Origin of the sequence: Variovorax sp. LjRoot84 (genome assembly GCF_964254305.1) — a bacterium.
Classification (GTDB): domain Bacteria; phylum Pseudomonadota; class Gammaproteobacteria; order Burkholderiales; family Burkholderiaceae_C; genus Variovorax.
Genome location: NZ_CAXUTE020000001.1, coordinates 6,189,826 through 6,213,537, shown reverse-complemented (window position 1 = coordinate 6,213,537; position 23,712 = coordinate 6,189,826). Strand labels below are relative to the sequence as shown.

The following is a 23,712-nucleotide window of genomic DNA, read 5'->3' as shown; positions in this document are numbered from 1 at the left end:
GGGTGCTCTGAAATGTGGTGTGTCCCTCGGCCATTTTTCGTTTTGTGTTTGTGGATAGTCGCACCCGTGATGGGTCGTCGATTCTAACTTGTCAAAACCTTATCCACACCGTTGCGGCGAGCACGAAAACGGCGTGAAAGCGGCCTCGGATTGTTGTTCGGCAGAATGTTTGCGATAATCGCGGGTTTCCCTGAAAACCTCTTTGTGTGTTTCGGGGTATGAGCTGCAACTAGCAGCACTTTGCAGCACCACCCCGGATCCCTGGGTCGGAAAACCGGCCTCCGGGTCAAGCAGGAAAACCATCATGAAACGCACTTACCAAGCATCCAAAGTCCGCCGCGCCCGTACCCACGGCTTCCTGGTCCGCATGAAGACCCGCGGCGGCCGCGCCGTCATCAACGCGCGCCGCGCCAAGGGCCGCAAGCGCCTCGCCGTCTAACGGCGACTGTAGTTACCGTTGCCAGTCGTAGCGCTGCCGCCGTCATCGTCCGTCGGCGCTTTGCGCTTGGCTCCCATGCAGCGGCTCAAGACCCGCGCGCAATTCCAGGCCGTCCTCGCAGGTGCTACCGTGGCGCGCACCGCCCACTTCGCATTGCACCGTTGCGCGCTCGATGCGCAGCCGGGTGCCACGCCACTGTTTGAAACGCAGGTCGTCTGGCTCGGCGCAATGGTCCCCAAACGCTGGGCCCGCCGTGCGGTCACCCGCAACGCCATCAAGCGCCAGATCTATCAAGTGAGCGCCGCCTCCGAAGCTTTCTTGCCGCCCGCGGCGCATGTCGTGCGCCTGCGTTCTGCTTTCGATCGCAAGGAATTCGTGAGCGCGACCTCCGACAAGCTCAAGGCCGCCGTCCGCGCCGAGCTCCAGCAATTGCTGGAGCGGGCTGCCGCGGCGCGCGCATGATGCGGCGCCTGTTGATCGGCCTCGTGAAGGCCTATCGCCTGTTGCTGAGCCCGTGGCTTGGGTCATCCTGCCGCTTCGAGCCCACCTGTTCCGTCTACGCCATCGAGGCGCTCGAGCAGCACGGCGCAGCCGCCGGCAGCTATCTCACCCTGCGCCGCCTCGTCCGCTGCCAGCCCTGGTGCCAGGGCGGCCACGATCCGGTTCCCCCCAAGGCGCAGCGCCAGACCCCGGCTTCGGGCTCGCTGTTCTCCTTTCTCTCTTCCGACGACAAGAAGTCTTCTTCATGAACGATATCCGCCGCACCATCCTGTGGGTGATTTTTGGCTTCTCGCTGGTGCTGCTGTGGGACCAATGGCAGGTCTACAACGGCAAGAACCCCACCTTCCTGCCGTCGACCAAGCCTCCCGTGAGTGCGACGGCACCGGCAGCCCCGCCCGCCGGCGCGGCTTCCGGTGCGGTGCCGCCGGCCAGCGTTGCGGCGGCCGGCAGCAACAGCACCGGCGCCGCAGCCGTTCCGGGCGGCACGACGACGGCGCCTGCGGCGGGCGAGAAAGTCGTGGTCAGCACCGACGTGCTCAAGCTGACCTTCGATACCGAAGGCGGCTCGCTGGCGCAGAGCGAGTTCATCCAGCACGACGACCTGACGGAGAAGGACAAGCCTTTCATCCTGCTCGACCAGAGTCCGAACCGCTTCTATGTGGCGCAGACCGGCCTGATCGGCGGCGCCTTCCCCACGCACAAGACGCCGATGACCTTCACCGGCGAGCGCGCGCTGAAGGACGGCGCCAATGAACTGGTGCTGCGCTTCGAATCGCCCGACCTGGGCGGGGTCAAGCTGATCAAGACCTGGACGCTCAAGCGCGGCGCCTACGACATGACCGTGCGCCACGAGATCGTCAACACCGGCACGGCGCCGGTGTCGCCGCAGCTCTATCTGCAGCTCGTGCGCGACGGCAACAAGCCGCCGGGCGAGTCGTCCTTCTATTCGACCTTCACCGGTCCGGCCGTCTATACCGAGACCAAGAAGTTCCAGAAGATCGAGTTCAAGGACATCGAGAACAACAAGGCCGACTTCGTGAAGGAGTCGACCAACGGCTACGTGGCGATGGTGCAGCACTACTTCGCCAGCGCCTGGCTGCTGAAGGACGGCGTCCAGCGCGACCTGTTCGCGCGCAAGGTTGACACCAACCTTTACGCGGTCGGCATGATCACTTCGGCCGGCCCGGTCGCGCCGGGCGCCAGCAAGGCGATCGACGCTGACCTCTTCGTCGGTCCGCAGGCCGAGAAGACGCTCGAGGCCGTCGCGCCGGGGCTGGAGCTGGTCAAGGACTACGGCATCTTCACGATCATTTCCAAGCCGCTCTACTGGCTGCTCGACAAGCTGCACGGCATGCTCGGCAACTGGGGCTGGGCGATCGTTGCGCTGGTGGTGCTGCTCAAGGCCGCGTTCTACTGGCTCAACGCCAAGGCCTACGCCAGCATGGCGAAGATGAAGGCCATCAATCCCAAGATCATGGAAATGCGCGAGCGGCTCAAGGACAAGCCGCAGGAGATGCAGCAGGAGATGATGCGCATCTATCGCGAGGAAAAGGTCAACCCGATGGGCGGCTGCTTCCCGATCGTGGTCCAGATCCCGGTGTTCATCGCGCTCTACTGGGTGCTGCTGTCCTCGGTCGAGATGCGCCACGCGCCGTGGATCGGCTGGATCCACGACCTGTCGGCACCCGACCCTTGGTTCATCCTGCCGATCGTGATGACCGCGACCTCGCTGTTCCAGACCTGGCTCAACCCGACGCCGCCCGATCCGATGCAGGCCAAGCTGATGTGGATCATGCCGTTGGCGTTCAGCGTGATGTTCATCTTCTTCCCGGCCGGCCTGGTGCTGTACTGGATCACGAACAACGTGTTGTCGATCGCGCAGCAGTGGTTCATCAACAAGCGCCTGGGCGTGCTGGGCAAATAGCCGCTGCCGAGCGCCGATTTCGAACAAGGGCCGCGGAAGCGGCCCTTTTTGCTGAAAGAATCCTCACCCATGCTTGCGCGCACCACCGATCCGATCGTCGCCGTCGCCACGGCTTCGGGCCGCGGCGCGGTCGGCATCGTTCGCGTGTCCGGCGCACGGGTGGCGCCATTGATCGAGGCCGTCTGCGCGAGAAGCCTCAAGCCGCGCGAAGCCACCTACCTGCCCTTCCGCGATGCCGGCGGCGCGGCCATCGATCACGGGCTGGCCATCCACTTTCCGGCACCGCACTCCTTCACCGGCGAAGACGTGCTCGAACTGCAGGCACATGGCGGGCCGGTGGTGCTGCAACTGCTGCTCGCGCGCTGCCTGGAAGCCGCCACCGAATCCGATCCCGCGACCGGCCGGCCGCGGCTGGCGGGCCTGCGGGTCGCCGAGCCGGGCGAGTTCAGCCAGCGCGCCTTCCTCAATGGAAAGATCGACCTGGCGCAGGCCGAGGCCATCGCCGATCTGATCGATGCGAGCACCGAGGCGGCGGCGCGCAGTGCGGGTCGCTCGCTCTCGGGCGCGTTCTCGATGGAGATCCATGCGCTGCGCGACGCGTTGATCCGCCTGCGCATGCTGGTCGAGGCGACGCTCGATTTTCCCGAGGAAGAAATCGACTTCCTGCAGAAGGCCGATGCCCAGGGCCAGCTGGTGTCGCTGCAGACGCAGCTGAGCGCGGTCCAGCAGCGTGCGCGTCAGGGTGCGCTGCTGCGCGAAGGGATCAAGGTCGTGATCGCGGGTCAGCCTAACGCGGGCAAGAGTTCGTTGCTCAACGCGCTGGCCGGAGCCGAGCTCGCCATCGTGAGCTCGATTCCGGGCACCACGCGCGACGTGGTATCGCAGACCATCCAGATCCAGGGCGTGCCGCTGCACGTGGTCGATACGGCAGGCCTGCGCGACAGCGCCGACGAGGTCGAGCAGATCGGCGTCGCGCGCGCATGGGGGCAGATCGAGGGTGCCGATGCCGTGCTCTTCCTGCATGACCTGACACGCGCCGAGCGGCCGGAATACGCGGAGGCGGACGCCGAGATCATGCGCCTGCTGAGCGAGAAGCTGCCTGCGAGCGTGCCGGTGCTCGATATATGGAGCAAGCAGGACGCGGCGCCTTCGGCCGCAGCGCATACCGGCATCAGCCTTTCTGCCAGGACAGGGTTCGGCATCGAGACGCTCAGGCGCCGCCTGCTCGAGGTCGCGGGTTGGCAAGCCGTGCCTGAAGGCGTCTACCTCGCTCGGGCACGCCATGTGCAAGCGCTGTCGCGGGTCGGAGAACATATCGCCGTGGCGGCCGAGCATCTGGCGGCGCGCGCGCAGGCGCTGGATCTTCTGGCCGAAGAGCTGCGTCTTGCGCAGAATGCGCTCAACGAAATCACTGGGGAATTCGGCGCGGATGACTTGCTGGGCGTGATTTTTTCCCGGTTTTGTATCGGAAAGTAGACGAAAAGTGTTAGTGCTTGTGACTTCCGTCACCACAAATTAGAGCGATCGCAGATACTCCAGGACGCACAGCAGGGTTTGCAACATGTCATCGAGCATTCAGGATCTTTGCCGCGCCATTGCGCAGAACACCAGTTACGACGCTTTTGCGCCGGCTTTCAACCCACAGCAGTGGGAAACGCTGGCCAGCTATCTGCAGCCGTTCGACTTGGCCGCCGGACAGGTGCTGATCGACCAGGGCGCCAACGATCGCACGCTCTTCTTCATCGAGAGCGGCGCGCTCAGCGTGCACCTGATCGGCGACACGGGCCAGATGCGGCTCGCGATCCTCAATCCGGGATCGGTGGTCGGCGAAGGAGCCTTCTTCTCCAGGCTGCCGCGCTCGGCCAACGTGGTGGCCACGGGCGCCGCCCGCGTCTGGCGGCTGACGCCCATCCGCTTCTCGGAAATGTCGAATCGCCAGCCCAACCTCGCGCTGGAAATGGCATTGGCGCTCGGCGCCGTCATCGCCAGGCGGATGGTCAACCGGCCCAAGCGCGTCGCGGTGACTTGAAGCTTTTCGCATCGGAGTCGCTGTAGATGGCCGTGGTGTGCGCTTCCTGTCAGACGGAAAACCGTGACGGCGCGAAGTTCTGCAAGGGTTGCGGCCACAGGCTGGTCTCGCAGCCGGCGCCCGGTGCACCCGCACCCGCCGAAGAGCGTCCCTCCGGCAGTGACGGGTGGCCCATCACCGAGCGCATGCCGCTGTCGCCGGCGCCCGCGGCGGATGAAGTCACGGTCGTGATGGGCACGGCGGCCTCTTCGCCGCCGCCGCCGCCGCCGCCGCCTGCGCCCAAGGCCGGGCCCAAGCCAAAGCCAAAGCCTATCCCGCGACCACCACCCGCCGTGCGGGCAAGCGCGCCGAAGGCGGCGCTGCATGCAGCCGCACTCCCCGGCGCGCGCAAATCCAATGGCGTCTGGATGGGTGTCTTCGGTGTGCTGATGGTGGCCGTGCTTGCGGCAGGCGGCTGGTACGCGTACGGCCAACGAAGCGCCAGCTCGCCGCCTGCGACGCAGCAGGCCGCTGCGCCGACGCCGGTCGTCGTGCCGTCCCCCGCGCCCGCGCCTGCGCCCCCGCCTGTATCCGCGCCCGTCGCCGAGGCGCCGGCGGCCGAGCCCTCACCGCCGGCCGCTCCCGTTCCGCCGCCGGTGGAGCAAGCCGTGCCATCTCCGCGGGCCGAACTGGCCAAGCCCACGGTCACCGCTGCACCCAGGGCACGCAAAGCTGCGCCGGTTGCACCGGTTGCCGCGCCGCCGCCCGCTGCCGTCGCGCCTGCACCCGTCGTGGCGGCAGCACCGGTTGAACCCGCTGCTCCCGCGAGCCCGGAAACGGCATGCGCAGGCCAGGGCTTCTTCGGCCGTGCGCGCTGCATGGTCGCGCAGTGCGCCAAGGCCGAATACAGGGCAAGCGCCCAGTGCGATGGCGTGCGGCGCCAGCAGCGGATCGACGAAGAGAAGCGCAATCCGAGCCTGCTCAACTGAAGGCCGGCCTGCGCGGGCAGTATTCTCAGCCCTTCTGCAGCATCTCGATCGCCACGGCGAGCGCGCCCGGCTTGCCCGAGAGCACCAGCGTGTCGCCGTCCGCCAGCACCGTGTCGTCGCGCGCCTCCTCGGCCTTGCCGTCGCGCCGCCGCAAGCTGGCCACCCGCACGCCCACCGCCTGCAGTGCTGCCCGATCCAGCGGCTGGCCCACCGCGCGCGCGCCGGCGGTGAGCGTGAAACTGTTGAGCCGCTCGTGGTCGAGCTCGTCGGCGTTGTCGTCGTCGGCGCCGTGGAAGTAGCCGCGCAGCAGGTTGTAGCGCGCGTCGCGCTGGTCCTGCACCACGCGGATCACGCGCCGCATGGGTACGCCGACCAGCGCCAGCGCGTGGCTTGCCAGCATCAGAGAGCCTTCGATCGCTTCGGGCACCACCTCGGTCGCGCCGGCGGCCTGCAGCTTTTCGAGATCGCGATCGTCCTGCGTGCGCACGATCACCGGCACCTGCGGCGCATGCGCGCGCGTGTTGGCCAGCACCTTGAGCGCGCCCGGCACGTCGAGATAAGTCACGACCACCGCGCTGGCGCGCGCCAGGCCGGCCGCCATCAGCGCCTGCAGCCGTGCCGCGTCGCCGAAGACCACCGAGTCGCCGGCCGCGGCGGCCTGGTGCACGCGATCCGGGTCGAGGTCCAGCGCCAGGTACGGAATGCCCTCGCGCTCCAGTACGCGCGCCAGGTTCTGCCCGCAGCGCCCATAGCCGCAGATGATCACGTGCTTCGCGGTGTTGATGGTCTTGCGCGCGATCGTCGTCATCTGCAGCGACTGCTGCAGCCAGTCGCTCGCCACCAGCTTTCGCACGATGCGATTGCTGTACATGATGATGAAGGGCGTTGCGAGCATCGACAGCACCATCGACGCGAGCACCGGGTTCGCGAGCCACGACGGCAAGAGCTCCTGACCCTGCGCCAGCGTCAGCAGCACGAAACCGAACTCGCCCGCCTGCGCAAGGTAGAGCCCGGTGCGCAGCGACACGCCGGCCGTCGCCCCGAGTACGCGCGCCAGCAACGTGACCAGAATCAGCTTGAAGGCCAGCGGCAAGACGAGCAGCCCGGCGACCAGGGCCCATTGCTCCACCACGATGTGCCAGTCGAGCGACATGCCGATCGTGATGAAGAACAGCCCCAGCAGAACGTCGTGAAAGGGCCGGATGTCGGTTTCGACCTGGTGCTTGAATTCGGTTTCCGACACCAGCATGCCGGCGACGAAGGCACCCAGCGCCAAGCTCAGGCCCGCAAGCTCGGTCAGCCACGCCAAGCCCAGCGTGACGAGCAGCAGGTTGAGCATGAACAGCTCTTCACTGCGCCGGCGCGCGACGATCGTGAGCCACCAGCGCATCACGCGCGGACCGCCGTAGAGCAGCACGGCGACCAAGAAGCTGGCCTTGAGCCAGGCGAAGGCGAGCGCCTTCAGCATCGTCTCCGGCGGCGCCCCGAGCGCCGGAATCAGCACCAGCAAGGGCACCACCGCGAGATCCTGGAACAGCAGCACGCCCATCACGCGCTTGCCATGTTCGCTCTCGAGTTCGAGCCGCTCGGCCATCAGTTTCACGACGATCGCAGTGCTGCTCATGGTGAGCGCGCCCGAAAGCGCCAGCGCCGTCTGCCAGCCCAGGTGCCAGGCCGGCGGCAGCCAGGTGGCGAGCCACAACGCGCCCACGGTCGCGATCGCCATCGTCAGCATCACCTGGAGCAGCCCGAGGCCGAACACGTGCTTGCGCATGGCACGCAGCTTGGGCAGGTTGAACTCCAGCCCTATGACGAACATCAGGAAGACGACGCCGAACTCGCCCAGGTGCCGGATGCCCTCCGAGTTCTGCGCGAATGCCAGGGCGTGCGGTCCGATCAGCACGCCGGCCCCCAGGTAGCCGAGCATCGGCGGCAGCCTGAGGTACCGGCAGACGACCACGCCGATTACCGCAGCCAAGAGGTACATCAGCGTGAGATCGAACGAGGACATGGGCCGATGCTACTGAATGTGAACCCCTCAGTTCAGCCTGGCGAAGCCTTGACCGATAAAATCCCGCGATGAGCTCCCGCCCCGACCTGGCCTCTGCGGCCGAACCCGACGCGATGCTCGCGCGGGCGCGCATTACTTTCGATATCGAAGCAGAAGCCGTGCTCGGCCTCAAGCAGCGCGTGGGCGCGAGCTTCGTCGACGCCGTTCGAAAAATCCTCGAAGTGCGGGGCCGCGTGGTCGTCATGGGCATGGGCAAGAGCGGCCATGTCGGCCGCAAGATCGCGGCCACGCTCGCCTCGACCGGCACGCCGGCGATGTTCGTGCATCCGGCGGAAGCGAGCCACGGCGATCTCGGCATGATCAAGGCGGTCGACCTCGTGCTCGCGATTTCGAACAGCGGCGAAGTCGAGGAGCTCACCACCATCCTGCCCGTGGTCAAGCGCCAAGGCGTGCCGCTGATCGCGATCACCGGACGGGCCGACTCGACGCTGGCGCGCCATGCCGACATCGTGCTCGACAGCGGCGTCGAGAAAGAGGCTTGCCCGCTCAATCTGGCGCCCACCGCCAGCACCACCGCGCAGATGGCGCTCGGTGACGCGCTCGCCGTCGCCTTGCTCGATGCGCGCGGCTTCGGCACCGAAGACTTCGCCCGTTCGCATCCGGGCGGCGCGCTCGGCCGCAAGCTGCTCACCCACGTGGGCGACGTCATGCGCTCCGGCGACGACGTGCCGCGCGTCGGGCCCGGCGCCAGCCTCAGCGAGATCATGCGCGAGATGAGTTCCAAGGGCCTCGGCGCGACGGCCGTGGTCGATCCCGATGGCCGCGCGATCGGCATCTTCACCGACGGCGATCTGCGCCGGCAGGTCGAGACCGGCGCGGACCTGCGCGCCATGACCGCGGCCGATGTGATGCATCGGGGCCCGCGCACGCTGCGTGCCGATGCGCTGGCGGCCGAGGCGGCCGAGCTGATGGAACAGCACCGCATCACGAGCGTGCTGGTGGTCGACGCCGGCGGCATTCTGATCGGCGCGCTCAGCATCAACGACCTGATGCGCGCGAAAGTCATTTGATGGCGCTCGAATTCAAGGCGGAGGCCTTGCTCGCCGCGCAGGACATCCGCGTCGCCTTCTTCGACGTCGACGGCGTGCTGACCGACGGCGGCGTCTACTTCAGCGAGCAGGGCGAAACCCTCAAGCGCTTCAGCATCCTCGACGGTTACGGCCTCAAGCTGCTGCGTGCCGCGGGCATCACGCCGGCGGTGATCACGGGGCGCGACTCGAAGCCGCTGCGCGTGCGCCTGCAGGCGCTGGGCATCGAGCACGTGCGCTACGGCACCGAAAACAAGCTGCCGGCCGCCGAGGCCATGCTCGCAGCGCTTGGCCTCGACTGGATGCAGACCGCCGCCATCGGCGACGACTGGCCCGACCTGCCCGTGCTGACCCGCGCCGCATTCGCCGCCGCGCCTGCCAACGCCCATGCCGAGGTGCGCGCCATCGCGCACCACGTGACCGCGGCGCGCGGCGGCGAAGGTGCGGCGCGCGAATTCTGCGACCTGCTGCTCACGGCGGGCGGCCACTACCGGCGGCTGCTGGACGGCGCACGGGGCCCGGCGGCATGAAGGTGAAGGTAGTCTGGAATCTGCTGCGGGACGGCTTCGATCGCCTCACCATCTACCTGCCGATCATCCTGACGGCCACGCTGGCTCTGGGTACCTATTGGCTGGTGCGCAACGCGCCGAAGCTGCTTGAGCCGGCGGCCAAGGAGGCGCCCAAGCACGAGCCCGACTTTTTCATGCGCGGCTTCGTGATCAAGAATTTCCTGCCGAACGGCGAATTGCGCAGCGAGCTGTTCGGCACCGAAGGCCGACACTATCCGGACAACGACACGATGGAGGTGGACCAGGTCCGGCTGCGCTCCGTTTCCCCCGAGGGACTGACGACCCGAGCGACCGCCAACCGTGGCTTGTCGAACGGCGACGGCAGCGAGATCCAGCTCTTCGGCAATGCGATCGTGGTGCGCGAGGCTGCCGTCTCGGCCGGCGGCAAGCCCATACCGCGCCTGGAATTCCGCGGCGAATTCCTGCACGCCTTCCTGGACACGGAGCGCGTCAAGTCGCACAAGCCGGTCACCCTGATACGCGGTGCCGACCAGTTCACGGCCGACTCGCTGCACTACGACAACCTGACGGGCGTCGCCAACCTGCAGGGCCGCGTGCGAGGCCTGCTGATGCCTTCGGCGGCAGCGCCCGGGGCGAAGCATTGACGCGGCTGGCTTTCATCACCGGTGCGTCGAGCGGCATCGGCCAGGCGCTGGCCGCGCGCTTCTACCAAGCTGGCTATAGCCTCGCGCTGGTGGCGCGGCGCACGGCCGAGATCGAAACCTGGGCCGGCTCCGCCAAGATCGATGCCCAGCGCTACCGGATCTACGGTGCAGACGTCGCGTGCACCGACAGCATCGCCGCAGCGGGCGCTGCCTGCATCGCGCACCAAGGTGTCCCGGATGTGGTGATCGCGAATGCCGGCATCAGTGTGGGCATCGACACCGAGGACCGCGGCGATCTCGACGTGCTCGCGCGGACATTTGCGATCAACAACGTCGGCCTGGCCGCGACCTTCCATCCCTTCATTGCCGCGATGAGGGCGCGCGGCAGCGGCCGGCTGGTCGGCATCGGCAGCGTCGCGTCGATTCGCGGCCTCCCCGGCCACGGCGCGTACTGCGCCAGCAAGGCGGGTGTGGTGGCCTACTGCGAGAGTTTGCGCGGTGAGCTGCGCGCCGGCGGCGTCAAGGTCGTCACCCTTTGCCCTGGCTACGTCGACACCCCGCTGACGCAAGGCAATCGCTACGGCATGCCCTTTCTGATGCGAGCCGACGACTTCGCCGATCGGGCCTTTCGTGCGATCGAGGCCGGCGCCAGCTACCGGGTGATTCCGTGGCAGATGGGTGTGGTCGCCAAGCTCATGCGCCTGCTGCCCAACGCCTTGTTCGACCGCGCGGTGCAGGGGCGCGGGCGCAAAAAGCGGCGTGGCGAATGAGCCTGGCGCTGTCTGTCGCATCACCATCAAAAAAGGCTCCCGAGGGAGCCTTTCTTCTGCTGCTTGTGGGGCGCGGAATTCAGTAGCCGCTGTTGCCACCGTTGCCGCCGCCACCACCGCCGCCGCCGTAGCCGCCGCGACCACCGCCGCGCGGACCGGCGCCGTACGGGCTGCGGAAACCGCCATCGCCGCCGCCGCCGCCACCACCGCTGCGGCCACCGCCGCCGTAACCACCGCCGCCGCCGCCGTAACCGCCACCACCGCTGCGACCGCCGCCACCACCACCGTAGCCGCCACCGCCGCCGCCATATCCGCCGCCACCACCACCGCCGTAGCCGCCGCTGCGCGGCGGACGGGCTTCCATCGGGCGCGCTTCGTTCACGACGACGCTGCGGCCGCCCATGTCCTGGCCGTTCATGCCCTTGATGGCCGCTTGCGCTTCTGCATCGCTGCCCATTTCAACAAATCCGAAGCCCTTGGAACGCGGGGGGCTGGAGTCGCGCTCCATCATGACCTTGGCGCTTGCCACGGTGCCGAACTGGCTGAAGGCGTTGTGGAGATCATCGTCGCGTGCCGAATAAGGCAGGTTACCGACGTACAGTTTGTTGCCCATCAAGGGACTCCTATAAACACATCAAGAAAAGCGATGGAGTCCCGAGAGCACCACCCAAACGAAATCCGCCGAGCCGCGCGAAACTGACCGATCACCGAATCACCGCCCCGAAATCTGAAGGGAGGCTCGTGCATTATGTGTGAAATGCTTCGAGCGCAAGTAGGAATTTGCCCGCAACCGCGCCGCGCTCGAAATTTTTCGAAAGCTAGCGCACGCTTACAAGCATCCTCGGTGCTGCACTACAATCGTGCGGTCATTGGGGAGTAGCCGCCTTCCATCGCGAGAAGGGTTTGCGTCAACAGACTTGTCCTGCCCCGTGCAGGACATGGCGCAGGCAGTGTTCCACCTGGCGAGACCTTTGACCGTGCAACTTCGGATATGGCCGAAGGCGTTGCACGGTCAATTGCGTCCTCGTCCTTCGGCCCAAGGAACCCCTTTCTCGTGGAAGCTTTTCTCGTTGCGACCGGCGTGGTCGCGCTCGCCGAAATGGGCGACAAGACCCAATTGCTCTCGCTCGTGCTCGCCGCACGGTTCCGCAGGCCCTGGCCGATCGTGCTGGGGATCTTCACCGCGACCGTGCTGAACCACGCACTCGCGGGCGCGGTGGGCAACTGGGTCACGCACACGCTCGGGCCCGATGTGCTGCGCTGGATTCTGGGCGGCTCTTTCATCGCGATGGCGCTCTGGATGCTGATCCCCGACAAGCTCGACGAGGACGATATGCCGAAGGCTTCGCACTTCGGCGTGTTCGGCACCACCGTGACGGCCTTCTTTCTCGCCGAGATGGGCGACAAGACGCAGATCGCGACCGTCATGCTCGCCGCGCGTTACGTGAGCGCCTATGTCTGGGTGGTGCTGGGCACCACGTTCGGCATGATGCTGGCGAATGCGCCGGTCGTATGGCTCGGCGAGCGCATCGTGAAGCGCGTGCCGATCCGCCTGGTTCACGGCGTCTCCGCCGTGCTGTTCCTCATGCTCGGCGCCGCCGCGTTGATAGGCTGGGGCTGAGCCGCATATACTCGTCGGACGCGCCGATTTGCTCCAGCTTGCGGGCGCTTAACAAATGCAGCTAAAGACGGATGCCGGACCCGGCTCGTTTTTGGCGAGGCCGGGTCTTTTTCATTCATGTCGTTGGTCGTCTCCTCGCAATCGATGCCGTTCGCAGGCCCGCTGCCTCTCAGCAGCGGCGCATCGATTGCCAACTACACCTTGGCCTACGAAACCTACGGCACGCTCAATGCCGAGCGCAGCAACGCGGTGCTCGTCTGCCATGCGCTGAACGCTTCGCACCATGTGGCCGGCGTCTACGCGGGCCAGGACAAGTCCGAGGGCTGGTGGGACAACATGATCGGCCCCGGCAAGCCGGTCGACACCGACCGCTTCTTCGTGATCGGCATCAACAACCTCGGCTCCTGCTTCGGCTCCACCGGGCCGATGCATGTCAATCCTGCGACCGGGCGTGTCTATGGCGCCGATTTCCCGGTGGTCACGGTCGAGGACTGGGTGCGCGCGCAGGCTGCGCTGCTCGACGCGATGGGCATCCAGTCGCTCGCTGCGGTGATGGGCGGCAGCCTCGGCGGCATGCAGGCGCTGTCGTGGGCGCTGCAATATCCCGAGCGCGTGCGCCATGCGGTGGTGATCGCCAGCGCGCCCAGCCTGACGGCGCAGAACATCGCGTTCAACGAAGTCGCGCGCCGCGCCATCGTGACCGACCCCGACTTCAACGGCGGCCACTTCTACGAGCATGGGGTGATCCCCAAGCGCGGCCTGCGCATCGCCCGCATGATCGGTCACATCACCTACCAGAGCGACGACCTCATGAACGAGAAGTTCGGTCGCGCGCTGCGCAGTGCGGTCGAGGGCGAAGTGTCGAGCGCGGACTTTCTCTACTCGACCCAGGAGGTCGAGTTCCAGATCGAAAGCTACCTGCGCTACAACGGCGACAAGTTCAGCGAGTACTTCGACGCCAACACCTACCTCCTGATCACGCGCGCGCTCGACTACTTCGATCCTGCGCGTGCGTATGGCGGCGATCTGCGCGCCGCGCTGGCGCAGGCCACGGCCAAGTTCCTGCTCGTGAGCTTCAGCACCGACTGGCGCTTCGCGCCGGCACGCAGCCGCGAGATCGTGAAGGCCCTGCTCGACAACCGCCGCAACGTGAGCTACGCGGAAATCGATGCGCCGCACGGACACGACGCCTTCCTGCTCGACGACGTGCGCTACATGAGCGTGGTGCGCTCCTACTTCGAGCGCATCGTGAAAGAGGGAGCGGCCGCATGAGCCGCCGGGCCGTTCCCAAGGCGAATACCGCAGCGCGCAGCGCGGAGGTTTTCCAATGAGCGATCTGGACACCCAGCGCGTGATCGCCCGGCTCGTCCCCGAGGGCTCGCGAGTGCTCGACCTCGGCTGCGGCGACGGTGCGCTGCTCGACCTGCTGCAGCGCGAACGCGGCTGCAGCGGCTACGGCGTGGAGATCGCCGACGGCAACGTGCTGCAATGCATACGGCACGGCGTCGACGTGATCCAGCTCAACCTCGACGAAGGCCTCGCGATGTTCGACGACGCCTCCTTCGACGTCGTGCTCCAGATCGATACGCTGCAACACCTTCGCAATGCCGAAGTGATGCTGCGCGAAACCGCGCGCGTCGGCCGCATCGGCATCGTCGCCTTCCCCAACTTCGCGCACTGGCCGAACCGCATCAGCATCGCCCGCGGCCGAATGCCGGTCACGCGACGCCTGCCCTACCAGTGGTACGACACGCCCAACATCCGCGTCGGTACCTTCAAGGATTTCGAGGTGCTCGCGCGCAAGAACCGGCTGCGGGTGCTCGATGCCTTTGGCCTGCAGGAGGGCGCCGAGGTGCGCTGGCTGCCGAATGCGCGCGCCAGCACGGCGGTCTTCAAGTTCGAACGCGAACGCTAGCGGGCGAACGATGCCCTTCACGCTCGCCGCGCCGCAGCACAGCGAGCTGCTCGTCAAGAAGAGCCGCTTCATCGGCTGCGTCCAGCCGGTCGCCGATCGTACCGCGGCGCAGGCGGTCGTCGATGCACTGCGCAGCGCGCATCCCGGCGCGACCCATGTTTGCTGGGCACTGATGGCCGGAGGGCAATCCGCGGCCAACGACGACGGCGAGCCCGGTGGCACCGCCGGCCGGCCGATGCTGGAAGTGCTGCGACATCACGAACTCGAAGGTGTGCTCGCAACGGTCGTTCGCTACTTCGGCGGCATCAAGCTCGGCGCGGGCGGGCTGGTGCGTGCCTACACCGACAGCATCGCGCAGGCGCTCGCCGGTGCAGTGCTGGTGCCGCTGGTGCGCCAGTGCGGCTTGCAGTGCGCCGTGCCGTACGCGCTCGAAGGCGCGCTGCGCCGCGAGATCGCGGCGGCCGGCGCCACGCTGGTCGAAGTTCGCCACGACAGCATGGTGCACTTCTCGCTCACGCTGCCCGAGCCCCAAGCCGCCGGCTTCATCGCCAGGGTCGACGATGCTGCGCAAGGGCGCGCCGTCTGGCAGCGGGCGATCACGCCATAGAAGTTCGTCGCGCGAGGATGACGACCGTCACGCTCGTGACAATCACGGCGATCAAGATCAGGTCGAACAGCCCTCCTGCGCGCGATTCAGAGTCTGAAGTGAGGAGCGCTGACATTGTTGACGCGCCCTTCACGCAGACGAAAGTTCCCAATGACGCGTGTTCGAGACGTATTCAGTTACGCTTCTTGCGCAATGAAGTGCGAAGCGCCGTAAGCGCCTTCTTACGATAGCCCTTTTGAGGAGCTCCCCATTGGCCACACAGTCCCCCTTCTTCGGCAAGCGTGATCGCGACGCCGACTCCCTCCCCTCCCGTCCCGCGCCGCTGATGGGTTCCGGCACCAACCTTTCGGGCACGCCGGTCAATCCTTCGAACCTGTCGGCCCAAGCGGCCAATGCGGCAGCGAGCACCGCCAAGGAAGGCGGCAGCAAGCTCACCGTCGGCCCCAACATCAAGCTCAAGGGTGTCGAGATCACCGACTGCGACACGCTCGTGGTCGAAGGCCTGGTCGAAGCGACGATGGATTCGCGTGTCATGCAGATCGCCGAACAAGGCGCGTTCAAGGGCTCGGCCGAAATCGACATCGCCGAGATTCGCGGCCTCTTCGACGGCAATCTCACCGTGCGCGAAAAGCTCGTCATCCACTCCACCGGCAAGGTCACCGGCAAGATCCGCTACGGCAAGATCGTGGTCGAAGAAGGTGGCCAGCTGTCCGGCGAGATCAGCTTCGGCGCATCCGCCGGCAGCAGCAGCAGCAGTGCCAAGCCGGCACTGCAAGCCGCCGCCTGACGCGACTTCAGTTCAGTCCAGGCGCTGAATCAAGGCACCTGCTGCGGCCGGTGCCTTTTCTTTTGCGCCGTTGATGAAGTAGATGAACACGTCGCGCGCTGCGGCCGCCGTCGGCGCGGCCTTCTCGACGCGCGGCAACGCAGCCGGCGAACCGCCCTCGGCCCAGGTCTTGGCTGCCTCGGCCCATGCATCGAGCGCCTTCGGCGCATAGCCGCTTTTCAGTTTGGCGTCGCTCATCATCAGGCGCGCATAGACGAACTCGCCGGTCAGGTCGGCGAAGGACGGAAACTTGTCGGCGTCGGTGAAGACCGTCGCGGCCTCGTACTTGCGCGCGAGCGCCAGGTACTCCGGCGTCATGAAGCTCTCGTGCCGGACATCGAGCACGTGGTGCAGCGTGCGGCTGCCCTCCTTCTTCGGAAGCAGCGCGAGAAAGCCCTCGAAATCCTCCGCATCGAAAGCCTTGGTGGGCATGAACTGCCAGACGATCGGCCCCAGCTTGTTGCCCAGTTCTGCGATGCCGCTCTCGACGAAACGCGCGATCGACTCGCCGGCCGCCGACAGCTGCTTGCGGTTGGTCGCGAAGCGCGATGCCTTGAGCGAGAACATGAAATCGTCGGGCGTCTCGTCATGCCACTTCTTGAAGGTCGGCGGCTTGAAGCTGCTGTAGTAGGTGCCGTTGACTTCGATCGCCGTGAGCTGCCGGCTGGCGTAGCTCAACTCCTGGCTCTGGGGCAGCCCGGCGGGATAGAAATTGTTGCGCCAGGGCTCGTAGGTCCAACCTCCGATGCCGACGCGGATGCGCTTGTTCGTACTGCTCAAGATCTCGCCTTTCGAAAAAGCTGCCACTCTGAAGCAGCGGCGAGATTAGCCCAAGGCCTGCGGGTTTGGCGAGCTGCGCCCATAATTCGCCACGCCCCTTCTCACACGCGGAGACCCCATGAACGCTCCCCTGCACCGCGAAATGCCCTCTGGCCTGCTCGATGCCGAGCGTGCCTTGTCAGATGTCTCGTCCAAGTGGGACCAGGACATCCTCAGGCAACTCACCGGCTACATCGCGATCCCGGCCAAGTCGCCCGGCTTCGACAAGGACTGGGTGCAGAACGGCTATCTCGAAACCGTTCTTCAGAACGCGGCCAGATGGGTCGAGGCGCAAAAAGTCGAGGGCCTGAAGCTCGAGATCGTGCGGCTCGAAGGCCGCACCCCGGTGCTCTTCTTCGAAGTGCCGGCCACCGGCACCGAGATGAAGGAAACCGTGCTGATGTACGGCCACCTCGACAAGCAGCCCGAGTTCACCGGCTGGCGCAACGACCTCGGGCCGTGGACGCCGAAATACGAAGACGGCCTGCTCTACGGCCGCGGCGGCGCCGACGACGGCTACGCTGTGTATGCGAGCGTGGCGGCGCTGCAGGCGCTCAAGGCGCAGGGCGTGGCGCATCCGCGCATCGTGGGCCTGATCGAAACCTGCGAAGAATCCGGCTCCTACGACCTGCTGCCCTACATCGACGCGCTGCGTGCGCGCCTCGGCGAAGTGGGCCTCGTGATCTGCCTCGATTCGGGCGCCGGCAACTACGATCAGCTGTGGCTCACCACCTCGCTGCGCGGCATGGCGAGCGGAACGCTGAAGGTGGAGATCCTGACCGAGGGCGTGCACTCCGGCGATGCCTCCGGCCTCGTGCCCTCGAGCTTCCGCATCATGCGGCAGGTGCTGGACCGCCTCGAAGACAGCAAGACCGGCCGCCTGCTGCCGGAGAGCTTCCATTGCGAGGTGCCGGCCGAAAGGCTCGCGCAGGCGCAGGCCACTGCAGCCATCCTCGGCGACGAGGTCTACAAGCGCTTTCCGTGGGCGCACTACGACTGCGGCGGCGCGACCGCGTTCGCGTTGCCGACCACCAGCGACCCGGTGGAGGCGCTGGTCAACCGCACCTGGAAGCCGACGCTCTCGGTGACGGGTGCCGAAGGCTTCCCGGCATTGAAGGATGCGGGCAACGTGCTGCGTCCTTACACCGCCTTCAAGCTTTCGCTGCGCCTGCCGCCGCTGGTCGATGCCGATCAGGCGGTGCAGCAGCTCAAGACACTGCTCGAAGACAACGCGCCCTACCAGGCCAGGGTCACCTTCGACAGCAACGGCGGCGCCACCGGATGGAACGCGCCCGGCACCGCACCCTGGTTCGAGCGTGCACTCAATGCAGCGTCGCAGGCGCACTTCGGCGCCAATTGCGGCTACATCGGCCAGGGCGGCACCATCCCGCTCATGAACATGCTGAGCGTCGGCTTCCCGAAGGCGCAGATGATGGTCTGCGGCGTGCTGGGGCCCAAGAGCAATGCGCACGGCCCCAACGAGTTCCTGCATGTGCCCTATGCGAAGAAGCTGACCGCGGCGGTGGCCGAGGTGATCGCCGCGCTGCCGGCGGCGCACGCCCTCGCCGCTTGAAGCCGCAGCCCACGCAGAACAGCACGCTGCGCACGCCGGACGGCGAAACGTTGGCCGTCCACGAGTGGCCGCTGCCCTCCGACCTTCCTGCAAAGGCCATCGTCCTGCTGGTGCACGGCATCGGCGAGCATGCGGGCCGTTACCGGCGCGTGGCCGAGCGGCTCAACGACTGGGGCTTCGCGGCGCGTGCCGCCGACCACCACGGCCACGGCGCATCGAGCGGTCCACGCGGGGGCTTGCCCAGCGTGATGCGGCTGGTCGACGATCTCGCGCTCGTGGTCGACGACACGCGGCGCAGCCATCCCGGCCTGCCGCTGGTGCTGCTGGGCCATAGCCTCGGTGGATTGGTCGCCGCAAGCTTCGTGGCGCGGGCGGTCCGCAAGGTCGATGCGCTGGTGCTTTCATCGCCGGGGCTGGATCCGGGCCTCGGCGCGTTCCAGAAATTCCTGATCGCGCTGCTGTCGCGTGTGGCGCCCGATCTGCGCGTGGGCAACGGGCTCGACGACCACTACCTCTCGCACGACCCGGCCGTGGTGCAGGCCTACCGCGACGATCCGCTGTGCCACGATCGCATCGGCGCCCGGCTCGCGCGCTTTCTGGCCGACGAAGGTGCGGTCGTTCAGGCGGCCGCGCCGCAATGGCAGGTGCCGACGCTCCTGATCTACGCGGGCGACGATCGCCTCGTGAAGCCTGCGGCCAGCCGCGCCTTCGTGGCCGCCGCGCCGGCTTCAGTGCTCAGCGCCATCTGCTTTCCGGCGCTCTATCACGAGATCTTCAACGAGCGCGATGCGACGCCGGTGTTCGAGACCCTGGAGCGCTGGCTCGGCGAGCGCTTCCCGTCTGCCTAGCCCTAGACCTCGCGGCTACCTGGCGAGCAGCTCGGCCACATCTACACCCAACGCAATCGCAAGGCGCTCAATGTTATCGAGCGACACATTGCGCTCCTTTCTCTCGACTGAACCAACGTAAGTTCGGTGCAGAGCGGCGATGTCAGCCAATGCTTCCTGGGAAAGTCCACGCTCCGCACGCAGCGCGCGAAGATGCCGGGCCAGTCTGGCCCTCGCCGATTCCAAGGTTCTTGCCCCACCGCTCATGCGGTTGAGAATTACGTTTGGATGACTTAAAGTCGACAGACGTTAAGTAGCATCTATTTGTTGAGCAACAGCCGTGGCCACCCCCATCAACCGCCCAGGCAGGCCTGTGCACAAATCTCTCCTGGCCTTTCCGTTACCAGCTGCCAGAAGGTCTGCGATGCTTCAAGCAGTTGCTCGTGCCAACCCGCAGCGCCCCGCCGCAGCGGCGAAAAGCGAATACGTACTCAGGCTCGGCGAACAGATCAAGGCCTTACGCGTTGCGTCCGATCAGACGGCCGGCGATATGTCGCGAGCCACTGGGATATCTCGCTCCATGCTATCCCGCGTCGAACGCGGCTTAGTTTCACCTTCTGTCGAGACCCTCAGGCGGATCGCAGCTGGCCTTGATGTGCCGCTTTCCCGCTTCTTCTCCGACCAACCAGCCAGAAACGACCTGTCGTTCGTGCGAGCAGGCGAAGGAGTCATTGTCGATCGCAGCGGTGCCGTCGCTGACTACCGATACCAGCTACTGGGACATGTGCTGTCCGGCAATCTCTTTGTCGAACCGTACCTCGTTGAACTGCTAGAGAACGCAAAGCCCTACGTAAGCTTTCAGCACCCGGGAATGAAGTTCCTTCACATGAAGACCGGCCGGGTACGCTATCGCTTTGGGGAACGGGTCGCGGAGGTTCGCGAGGGCGACTCTCTGCTCTTCGAGGCCAGCGTACTGCACGGGATTGAGGAGGTGTTGCAACATCCGGTGAGCTACCTGGTTGTGGTCTTCACTATTCGAGAGTAGCTGCCCTCCCCGTCATGGGCGGCACGCGAGTTCGCGGCGCGAATCAATTTCGCGGCAAGCCAACCAACGTACGAGGCCGCTAGTCATACCACGCCACCGAGTCCTAGTGTAGTGCGCCACTCAGATATGTACTTATCTTGTGGTCCGTGCCAGCGCAGCTTTGGCGCGCGTGACCTTGGCCAGGATGTCGGTCGCGCTGGCCGTCCAGATGAACGGCTTGGGGTTGGCATTGTGCTGGGTCACATACAGATCGATGTCCAACTCCAGTTCGGGCACGCTGGTGAAGCTGTCGCGCCGGATGCGGTTCTCGGAGATGTCGCGGAAGAAGCGCTCGACCATGTTGAGCCACGACGCACTGGTGGGCGTGAAGTGCATGACGAACCTCGGGTGCTTCGCCAGCCAAGCCTGCACGTCGGGGTGGGTATGGGTGCCGTAGTTGTCCACGATCAGGTGTAGCTGCAGGTGCTTGGGCGTGCGGCTCTGGAAAGGAACTTCAGCCTAGACGGTCGCCGCCACTGCTGTACTCCGCTGTCGGCGTGCAAGCCACAGCAGCGCCGCACCCGTCAGCACCACCGGCACCAGCGAGCCGAGGTTCAGCAGCCGCCAGCCTTGCGTGGTGACCAGCACGCCCGAGGCGAAGGAGCTCAGTGCCAGCGTCGCGAATATGCAGAAGTTGAGTGCGCCCTGGGCGCGGTCCTTTTCTTCGGCCGTGTAGGCCGACAGGGACAGCGTCGTGCTTCCGGTGAAGAGGAAGTTCCAGCCCACGCCGAGCATGAACAGCGCGATCAGGAACTGATGCAGATCCACGCCCGAGAGTGCCACTGCGATGCAACCGAGGTTCAGCGCGAGCCCCACGCCCATCACGGGCAGCGCGCCGAAGCGGCGGATCAGGTGGCCGGTGAAGAAGCCCGGCGCGAACATGCCGATCACGTGCCATTCGAGCACCAGCGCGATGTCGCCGAAGGGCAGGCTGCAGATCTGCATCGCGATCGGCGTCGCGGCCATCAGCAGGTTCATGACGCCGAAGCCGAGCGCACCCGACACCGCCGCGACGATGAACACCGGCTGGCGCGCGATCTCGGCCAGCGAGCGGCCGCCGGTGGTCGTGCTCTTGGGCGGCGGAGCGGGAAAGTCGATGAAGTGCATCAGGCCCATCGCGAGCAGCGCCACCGCTGCGAGCGCCAGATAGGCGCCCGCGAAGGGCACGGGGAACCAGTCACGCGTGACGGCCGCGAGGTTCGGGCCCGCCACGGCGCCGAGCAGCCCGCCTGCCATCACCAGCGAGACCGCCTTTTCGCGCCCGTCAGGAGCGGCCAATTCGGCGGCGGCAAAACGGTAGAGGCTGGCGTTCGCGTTGTAGTAGCCGGCCACCACCGTGGCGAAGCACAGCAACCAGAAGTCTTTCCAGACCGCGGCTTGCGCGCACAGCAGAGCCGAGCCCAGCGCCACCGCAAGGCCGATCTGGAACGAGTGGCGCCGCCCGAAGCGCTGCTGCGTGCGCGCCACCAGGCCGGTAGCGAGTGCGCCGCCAACCACGTAGCCCATCACGGGCAGCGTGGCCATCCAGCCGCGCGGTGCGAGCGCCAGGCCCACGAGGCCGTTGATCGCGATGAAGGTGACGTTGTTGGTCAGGAACAAGCCCTGGCAAACGGCGAGCAGCCAGAGATTGCGCTTCATCGAGATCTGTTCAACCCTTCTGCAGCAGGCCGCTCAACGAGGACAGCAGGTCGTCCTGGTTGCCCAGCCCCTCGGCCGGCACCTGGCCCTTCGGCGTGAGCTGATCGATCAGCGTGGGCAGCAGCGTGGCCAGCATCGGCAGCAGCGTCGCCGCGTTGATGCCGAGCTTTTGCGCGATGCTCGAGATCACGTCACTGCCCAGCACGTCCTGCAGCTGCCCGCCCGAGATCGGCGCGTTCTCGCCCTTGCCGACCCAGGAGCCGATCACGTCGCCCATGCCGGCCTGCTCGAACTTCGAGACCAGGCCGCCCAGACCACCCTGCTCGCCATTGTTGGCGAGCAGCCCGCCGAGCGCACCCGCGAGGCCGCCGAGATCACCGAGTCCGCCGCCCATGCCGCCGCGGCTGCCTATGCTGCCGTCCTGGGCCTGTGGCTGTGCACCGCCGAGCACCTGTCCGAGTACCGAATCGAGCAATCCCATGGTGGGCTCCTAAAGTAATGGGGGAGATGGCCTACTTCGACCGCGGCGCACGCTTCGGCAGCAGGGGCTCGCTCACGCCTTGCACGCCGACCAGCCCCAGCACGGTCGCCAGGGAATTCTGCGCGCCCTTCCACCCGTCTGTCATGTCGATCCATTCGGAGAGCGCGTGAAAGCCGCCGGTCTTGCCGCCGCCGCCGATGATGATGGCCGGAATGCCGAGCGACATCGGCACGTTGGCGTCGGTGCTCGCGCCGGTCAGCAGGGTCTTGTGGCCGAAGGCGCTGTTCGAGCGGATGGCCGCTTCGACGATCGGCGACTCTGAGGGCGTGCGCCCGCCCGGCCGATCGCCAATCAGCTTGTTGGACACGGCGAGCGTCGTCACATTCCAACGCTTGTTTTCCTCCGCCACCGCTTCCTCGAACGCGGCCAGCACCTTCTTCTCGGTGTCGAGCAGCGCGCCCATCTCGTCGGAGCGGATGTCGACCGCCATGCGCGCGTCGGGTGCAATGGTGTTGACCGAGGTGCCGCCGCCGACGGTGCCGACGGTGAAGGTGGTCTTCGGAAAGCTGGGCGTCTTGATCTCGGCGATCTTGGCGATCGCGCGGCCCATGCCGTGGATCGCGCTGGGCACCTGGCCGAAGGCGCCATAGCTGTGGCCGCCGGGTCCCTTGAAACTCACTTCGTAGCGATGACTGGCGGTGCCGAGGACCAGCACGGTGCCGTCGGGCGCGGGCTCCACGCCCACCATGCCGTCGATGTCGAGGTGGTCGCGGAAGATGGCCTTCATGCCGCGCAAGTTACCCAGCTCCTCTTCGCCGACGTTGCCGACGAAGAGCAGGTCGCCCACGGTCTGCACCTTGTTGTCGTTGAGCACCTTGAGCCACGACAGGAGCACCGCGAGGCCGCGCGTGTCGTCCGAGATGCCGGGCGCGTGGAGCTTGCCGTCGCGCTCCTTCACCTTGACGTCGGTGCCGGCGGGAAAGACCGTGTCGAGATGGGCCGAGACCAGGAGCTTGGGGCCGTTGCCCGTGCCCTTGCGCAGGCCCACCACGTTGCCCTCGCTGTCGATGCGCGCATCCGCGAGCCCCAGCGCCTTCATGCGGGCGAGGAAGGCCTCGGCGCGCTTCTGCTCCTTGAAGGGCGGCGCTTCGATTTCGGTGAGCAGCTTGAGGTCCTCGATCGAACGCTCGTGGTCGGCCTTGACCGCATCGAGCAGCTGCTTGACGGCGGGCGCGGCCAGGAGTTGCGTATAGGCCTGGTCGACGGCCGGCTTCACCTGCGTGGGCGTCGGCGCCACGGCCGTGCCTTGCGCATGGACGGCGCCGGCGACGCAAAGGGCGGCAAGCAGAACGGGCGCGAGGCGCGACGGAACGGAATGGAGGGAAGACATGCGTTGGCGGCCTTGGGCTCGATGGGG

The 23,712-nt window shown here is 66.5% G+C and carries 26 protein-coding genes, 1 pseudogene and 1 riboswitch; of the genes and pseudogenes, 19 read left to right on the top strand and 8 right to left on the bottom strand.

The features are described 5' to 3' along the window. Positions 1-304: 304 nt before the first annotated feature. The 7 genes from rpmH (at position 305) to ACSQ9I_RS30605 (ending at position 5,861) form a co-directional block, all read left to right on the top strand. Positions 305-439, top strand: a complete 135-nt coding sequence (rpmH, locus tag ACSQ9I_RS30635) for a 50S ribosomal protein L34 (RefSeq protein ID WP_007834827.1) — start codon at positions 305-307, stop codon at positions 437-439. 75 nt (positions 440-514) lie between these two features. After that, entirely contained in the window at positions 515-901 is a 387-nt protein-coding gene (locus ACSQ9I_RS30630; RefSeq protein WP_436315685.1) for a ribonuclease P protein component, read from the top strand. After that, positions 898-1,188, top strand: coding sequence for a membrane protein insertion efficiency factor YidD (gene yidD, locus ACSQ9I_RS30625; RefSeq protein ID WP_093107057.1), 291 nt, complete (start codon positions 898-900; stop codon positions 1,186-1,188). Before ACSQ9I_RS30630 ends, yidD begins: the two co-directional genes overlap by 4 nt. Continuing rightward, positions 1,185-2,864 carry a membrane protein insertase YidC gene (yidC, locus tag ACSQ9I_RS30620; RefSeq protein ID WP_436315684.1) on the top strand — a complete coding sequence of 560 codons (1,680 nt, stop codon included), beginning with the start codon at positions 1,185-1,187 and terminating at the stop codon, positions 2,862-2,864. The genes yidD and yidC overlap by 4 nt, the downstream gene beginning before the upstream one ends. A gap of 69 nt (positions 2,865-2,933) precedes the next feature. Then, a complete protein-coding gene (gene mnmE, locus ACSQ9I_RS30615; RefSeq protein ID WP_436315683.1) occupies positions 2,934-4,340 on the top strand; it encodes a tRNA uridine-5-carboxymethylaminomethyl(34) synthesis GTPase MnmE in 1,407 nt (468 codons plus the stop codon). A gap of 85 nt (positions 4,341-4,425) precedes the next feature. Further along, a complete protein-coding gene (locus ACSQ9I_RS30610) occupies positions 4,426-4,893 on the top strand; it encodes a Crp/Fnr family transcriptional regulator (RefSeq protein WP_436315682.1) in 468 nt (155 codons plus the stop codon). A 26-nt stretch (positions 4,894-4,919) separates the two neighbouring features. Continuing rightward, positions 4,920-5,861, top strand: coding sequence for a zinc ribbon domain-containing protein (locus ACSQ9I_RS30605; protein WP_436315681.1), 942 nt, complete (start codon positions 4,920-4,922; stop codon positions 5,859-5,861). Positions 5,862-5,886: 25 nt separating this feature from the next. Here ACSQ9I_RS30605 and ACSQ9I_RS30600 read toward each other — a convergent pair whose 3' ends face one another. Further along, positions 5,887-7,872, bottom strand: coding sequence for a monovalent cation:proton antiporter-2 (CPA2) family protein (locus ACSQ9I_RS30600; protein WP_436315680.1), 1,986 nt, complete (start codon positions 7,870-7,872; stop codon positions 5,887-5,889). Between the two features lie 68 nt (positions 7,873-7,940). On the opposite strand from ACSQ9I_RS30600, the gene ACSQ9I_RS30595 reads away from it, so the two are divergent. The 4 genes from ACSQ9I_RS30595 to ACSQ9I_RS30580 are packed head-to-tail and all read left to right on the top strand — an operon-like array spanning position 7,941 to position 10,904. After that, on the top strand, positions 7,941-8,942 hold the full coding sequence (locus ACSQ9I_RS30595) for a KpsF/GutQ family sugar-phosphate isomerase (RefSeq protein ID WP_093107070.1): 1,002 nt from the start codon (positions 7,941-7,943) through the stop codon (positions 8,940-8,942). Then, positions 8,942-9,490, top strand: coding sequence for a KdsC family phosphatase (locus ACSQ9I_RS30590; RefSeq protein ID WP_436294837.1), 549 nt, complete (start codon positions 8,942-8,944; stop codon positions 9,488-9,490). Before ACSQ9I_RS30595 ends, ACSQ9I_RS30590 begins: the two co-directional genes overlap by 1 nt. After that, entirely contained in the window at positions 9,487-10,134 is a 648-nt protein-coding gene (gene lptC / locus ACSQ9I_RS30585) for an LPS export ABC transporter periplasmic protein LptC (RefSeq protein WP_436315679.1), read from the top strand. Before ACSQ9I_RS30590 ends, lptC begins: the two co-directional genes overlap by 4 nt. Further along, entirely contained in the window at positions 10,131-10,904 is a 774-nt protein-coding gene (locus ACSQ9I_RS30580; protein ID WP_436315678.1) for an SDR family oxidoreductase, read from the top strand. Before lptC ends, ACSQ9I_RS30580 begins: the two co-directional genes overlap by 4 nt. Positions 10,905-10,983: 79 nt before the next feature. Here the strand turns inward: ACSQ9I_RS30580 and ACSQ9I_RS30575 are convergent, their stop codons facing one another. Then, on the bottom strand, positions 10,984-11,517 hold the full coding sequence (locus tag ACSQ9I_RS30575) for an RNA recognition motif domain-containing protein (RefSeq protein WP_436306218.1): 534 nt from the start codon (positions 11,515-11,517) through the stop codon (positions 10,984-10,986). 246 nt (positions 11,518-11,763) lie between these two features. Then, a riboswitch (yybP-ykoY riboswitch) is annotated at positions 11,764-11,952 on the top strand. 6 nt (positions 11,953-11,958) lie between these two features. Here ACSQ9I_RS30575 and ACSQ9I_RS30570 point away from each other — a divergent pair. The 5 genes from ACSQ9I_RS30570 (at position 11,959) to ACSQ9I_RS30550 (ending at position 15,834) form a co-directional block, all read left to right on the top strand. Next, positions 11,959-12,525: a TMEM165/GDT1 family protein gene (locus tag ACSQ9I_RS30570; RefSeq protein ID WP_436306217.1), complete on the top strand. Its 567-nt coding sequence runs from the start codon at positions 11,959-11,961 to the stop codon at positions 12,523-12,525. Positions 12,526-12,642: 117 nt separating this feature from the next. Continuing rightward, positions 12,643-13,797, top strand: coding sequence for a homoserine O-succinyltransferase MetX (gene metX, locus ACSQ9I_RS30565; protein WP_436315677.1), 1,155 nt, complete (start codon positions 12,643-12,645; stop codon positions 13,795-13,797). 55 nt (positions 13,798-13,852) lie between these two features. Next, a complete protein-coding gene (gene metW / locus ACSQ9I_RS30560; RefSeq protein WP_093107082.1) occupies positions 13,853-14,440 on the top strand; it encodes a methionine biosynthesis protein MetW in 588 nt (195 codons plus the stop codon). Positions 14,441-14,450: 10 nt separating this feature from the next. Next, positions 14,451-15,047 carry an IMPACT family protein gene (locus ACSQ9I_RS30555; RefSeq protein WP_436315676.1) on the top strand — a complete coding sequence of 199 codons (597 nt, stop codon included), beginning with the start codon at positions 14,451-14,453 and terminating at the stop codon, positions 15,045-15,047. 250 nt (positions 15,048-15,297) lie between these two features. Next, a complete protein-coding gene (locus ACSQ9I_RS30550; protein WP_436294844.1) occupies positions 15,298-15,834 on the top strand; it encodes a bactofilin family protein in 537 nt (178 codons plus the stop codon). A 12-nt stretch (positions 15,835-15,846) separates the two neighbouring features. Here the strand turns inward: ACSQ9I_RS30550 and ACSQ9I_RS30545 are convergent, their stop codons facing one another. Then, on the bottom strand, positions 15,847-16,656 hold the full coding sequence (locus ACSQ9I_RS30545) for a DUF72 domain-containing protein (RefSeq protein ID WP_436315860.1): 810 nt from the start codon (positions 16,654-16,656) through the stop codon (positions 15,847-15,849). 115 nt (positions 16,657-16,771) lie between these two features. On the opposite strand from ACSQ9I_RS30545, the gene ACSQ9I_RS30540 reads away from it, so the two are divergent. Together ACSQ9I_RS30540 and ACSQ9I_RS30535 are read left to right on the top strand one after the other, a co-directional pair. Continuing rightward, positions 16,772-18,265: a M20 family metallopeptidase gene (locus ACSQ9I_RS30540; RefSeq protein ID WP_436315675.1), complete on the top strand. Its 1,494-nt coding sequence runs from the start codon at positions 16,772-16,774 to the stop codon at positions 18,263-18,265. Beyond that, on the top strand, positions 18,262-19,113 hold the full coding sequence (locus ACSQ9I_RS30535; protein WP_436315674.1) for a lysophospholipase: 852 nt from the start codon (positions 18,262-18,264) through the stop codon (positions 19,111-19,113). The genes ACSQ9I_RS30540 and ACSQ9I_RS30535 overlap by 4 nt, the downstream gene beginning before the upstream one ends. A 15-nt stretch (positions 19,114-19,128) precedes the next feature. Here the strand turns inward: ACSQ9I_RS30535 and ACSQ9I_RS30530 are convergent, their stop codons facing one another. Beyond that, positions 19,129-19,359 (bottom strand): helix-turn-helix domain-containing protein, encoded by a 231-nt coding sequence (locus tag ACSQ9I_RS30530; protein ID WP_436294847.1) that lies wholly within the window; start codon positions 19,357-19,359, stop codon positions 19,129-19,131. Positions 19,360-19,516: 157 nt separating this feature from the next. Here ACSQ9I_RS30530 and ACSQ9I_RS30525 point away from each other — a divergent pair, with 157 nt between their 5' ends. Next, positions 19,517-20,137 (top strand): helix-turn-helix domain-containing protein, encoded by a 621-nt coding sequence (locus tag ACSQ9I_RS30525; RefSeq protein ID WP_436294848.1) that lies wholly within the window; start codon positions 19,517-19,519, stop codon positions 20,135-20,137. A 132-nt stretch (positions 20,138-20,269) separates the two neighbouring features. On the opposite strand, the pseudogene ACSQ9I_RS30520 reads toward ACSQ9I_RS30525, so the two are convergent. From ACSQ9I_RS30520 to ACSQ9I_RS30505, 4 genes and pseudogenes are all read right to left on the bottom strand, one after another. Continuing rightward, positions 20,270-20,611 (bottom strand): annotated as a pseudogene (locus tag ACSQ9I_RS30520) (transposase); the annotation flags it as partial. A 24-nt stretch (positions 20,612-20,635) separates the two neighbouring features. Then, positions 20,636-21,814 carry an MFS transporter gene (locus ACSQ9I_RS30515; protein WP_436315673.1) on the bottom strand — a complete coding sequence of 393 codons (1,179 nt, stop codon included), beginning with the start codon at positions 21,812-21,814 and terminating at the stop codon, positions 20,636-20,638. A gap of 10 nt (positions 21,815-21,824) precedes the next feature. Next, complete coding sequence (locus ACSQ9I_RS30510) at positions 21,825-22,295, bottom strand: YidB family protein (RefSeq protein WP_093107094.1); 471 nt, start codon at positions 22,293-22,295, stop codon at positions 21,825-21,827. Between the two features lie 31 nt (positions 22,296-22,326). Next, entirely contained in the window at positions 22,327-23,685 is a 1,359-nt protein-coding gene (locus ACSQ9I_RS30505) for a M20/M25/M40 family metallo-hydrolase (RefSeq protein WP_436315672.1), read from the bottom strand. Between the last annotated feature and the right edge of the window lie 27 nt (positions 23,686-23,712).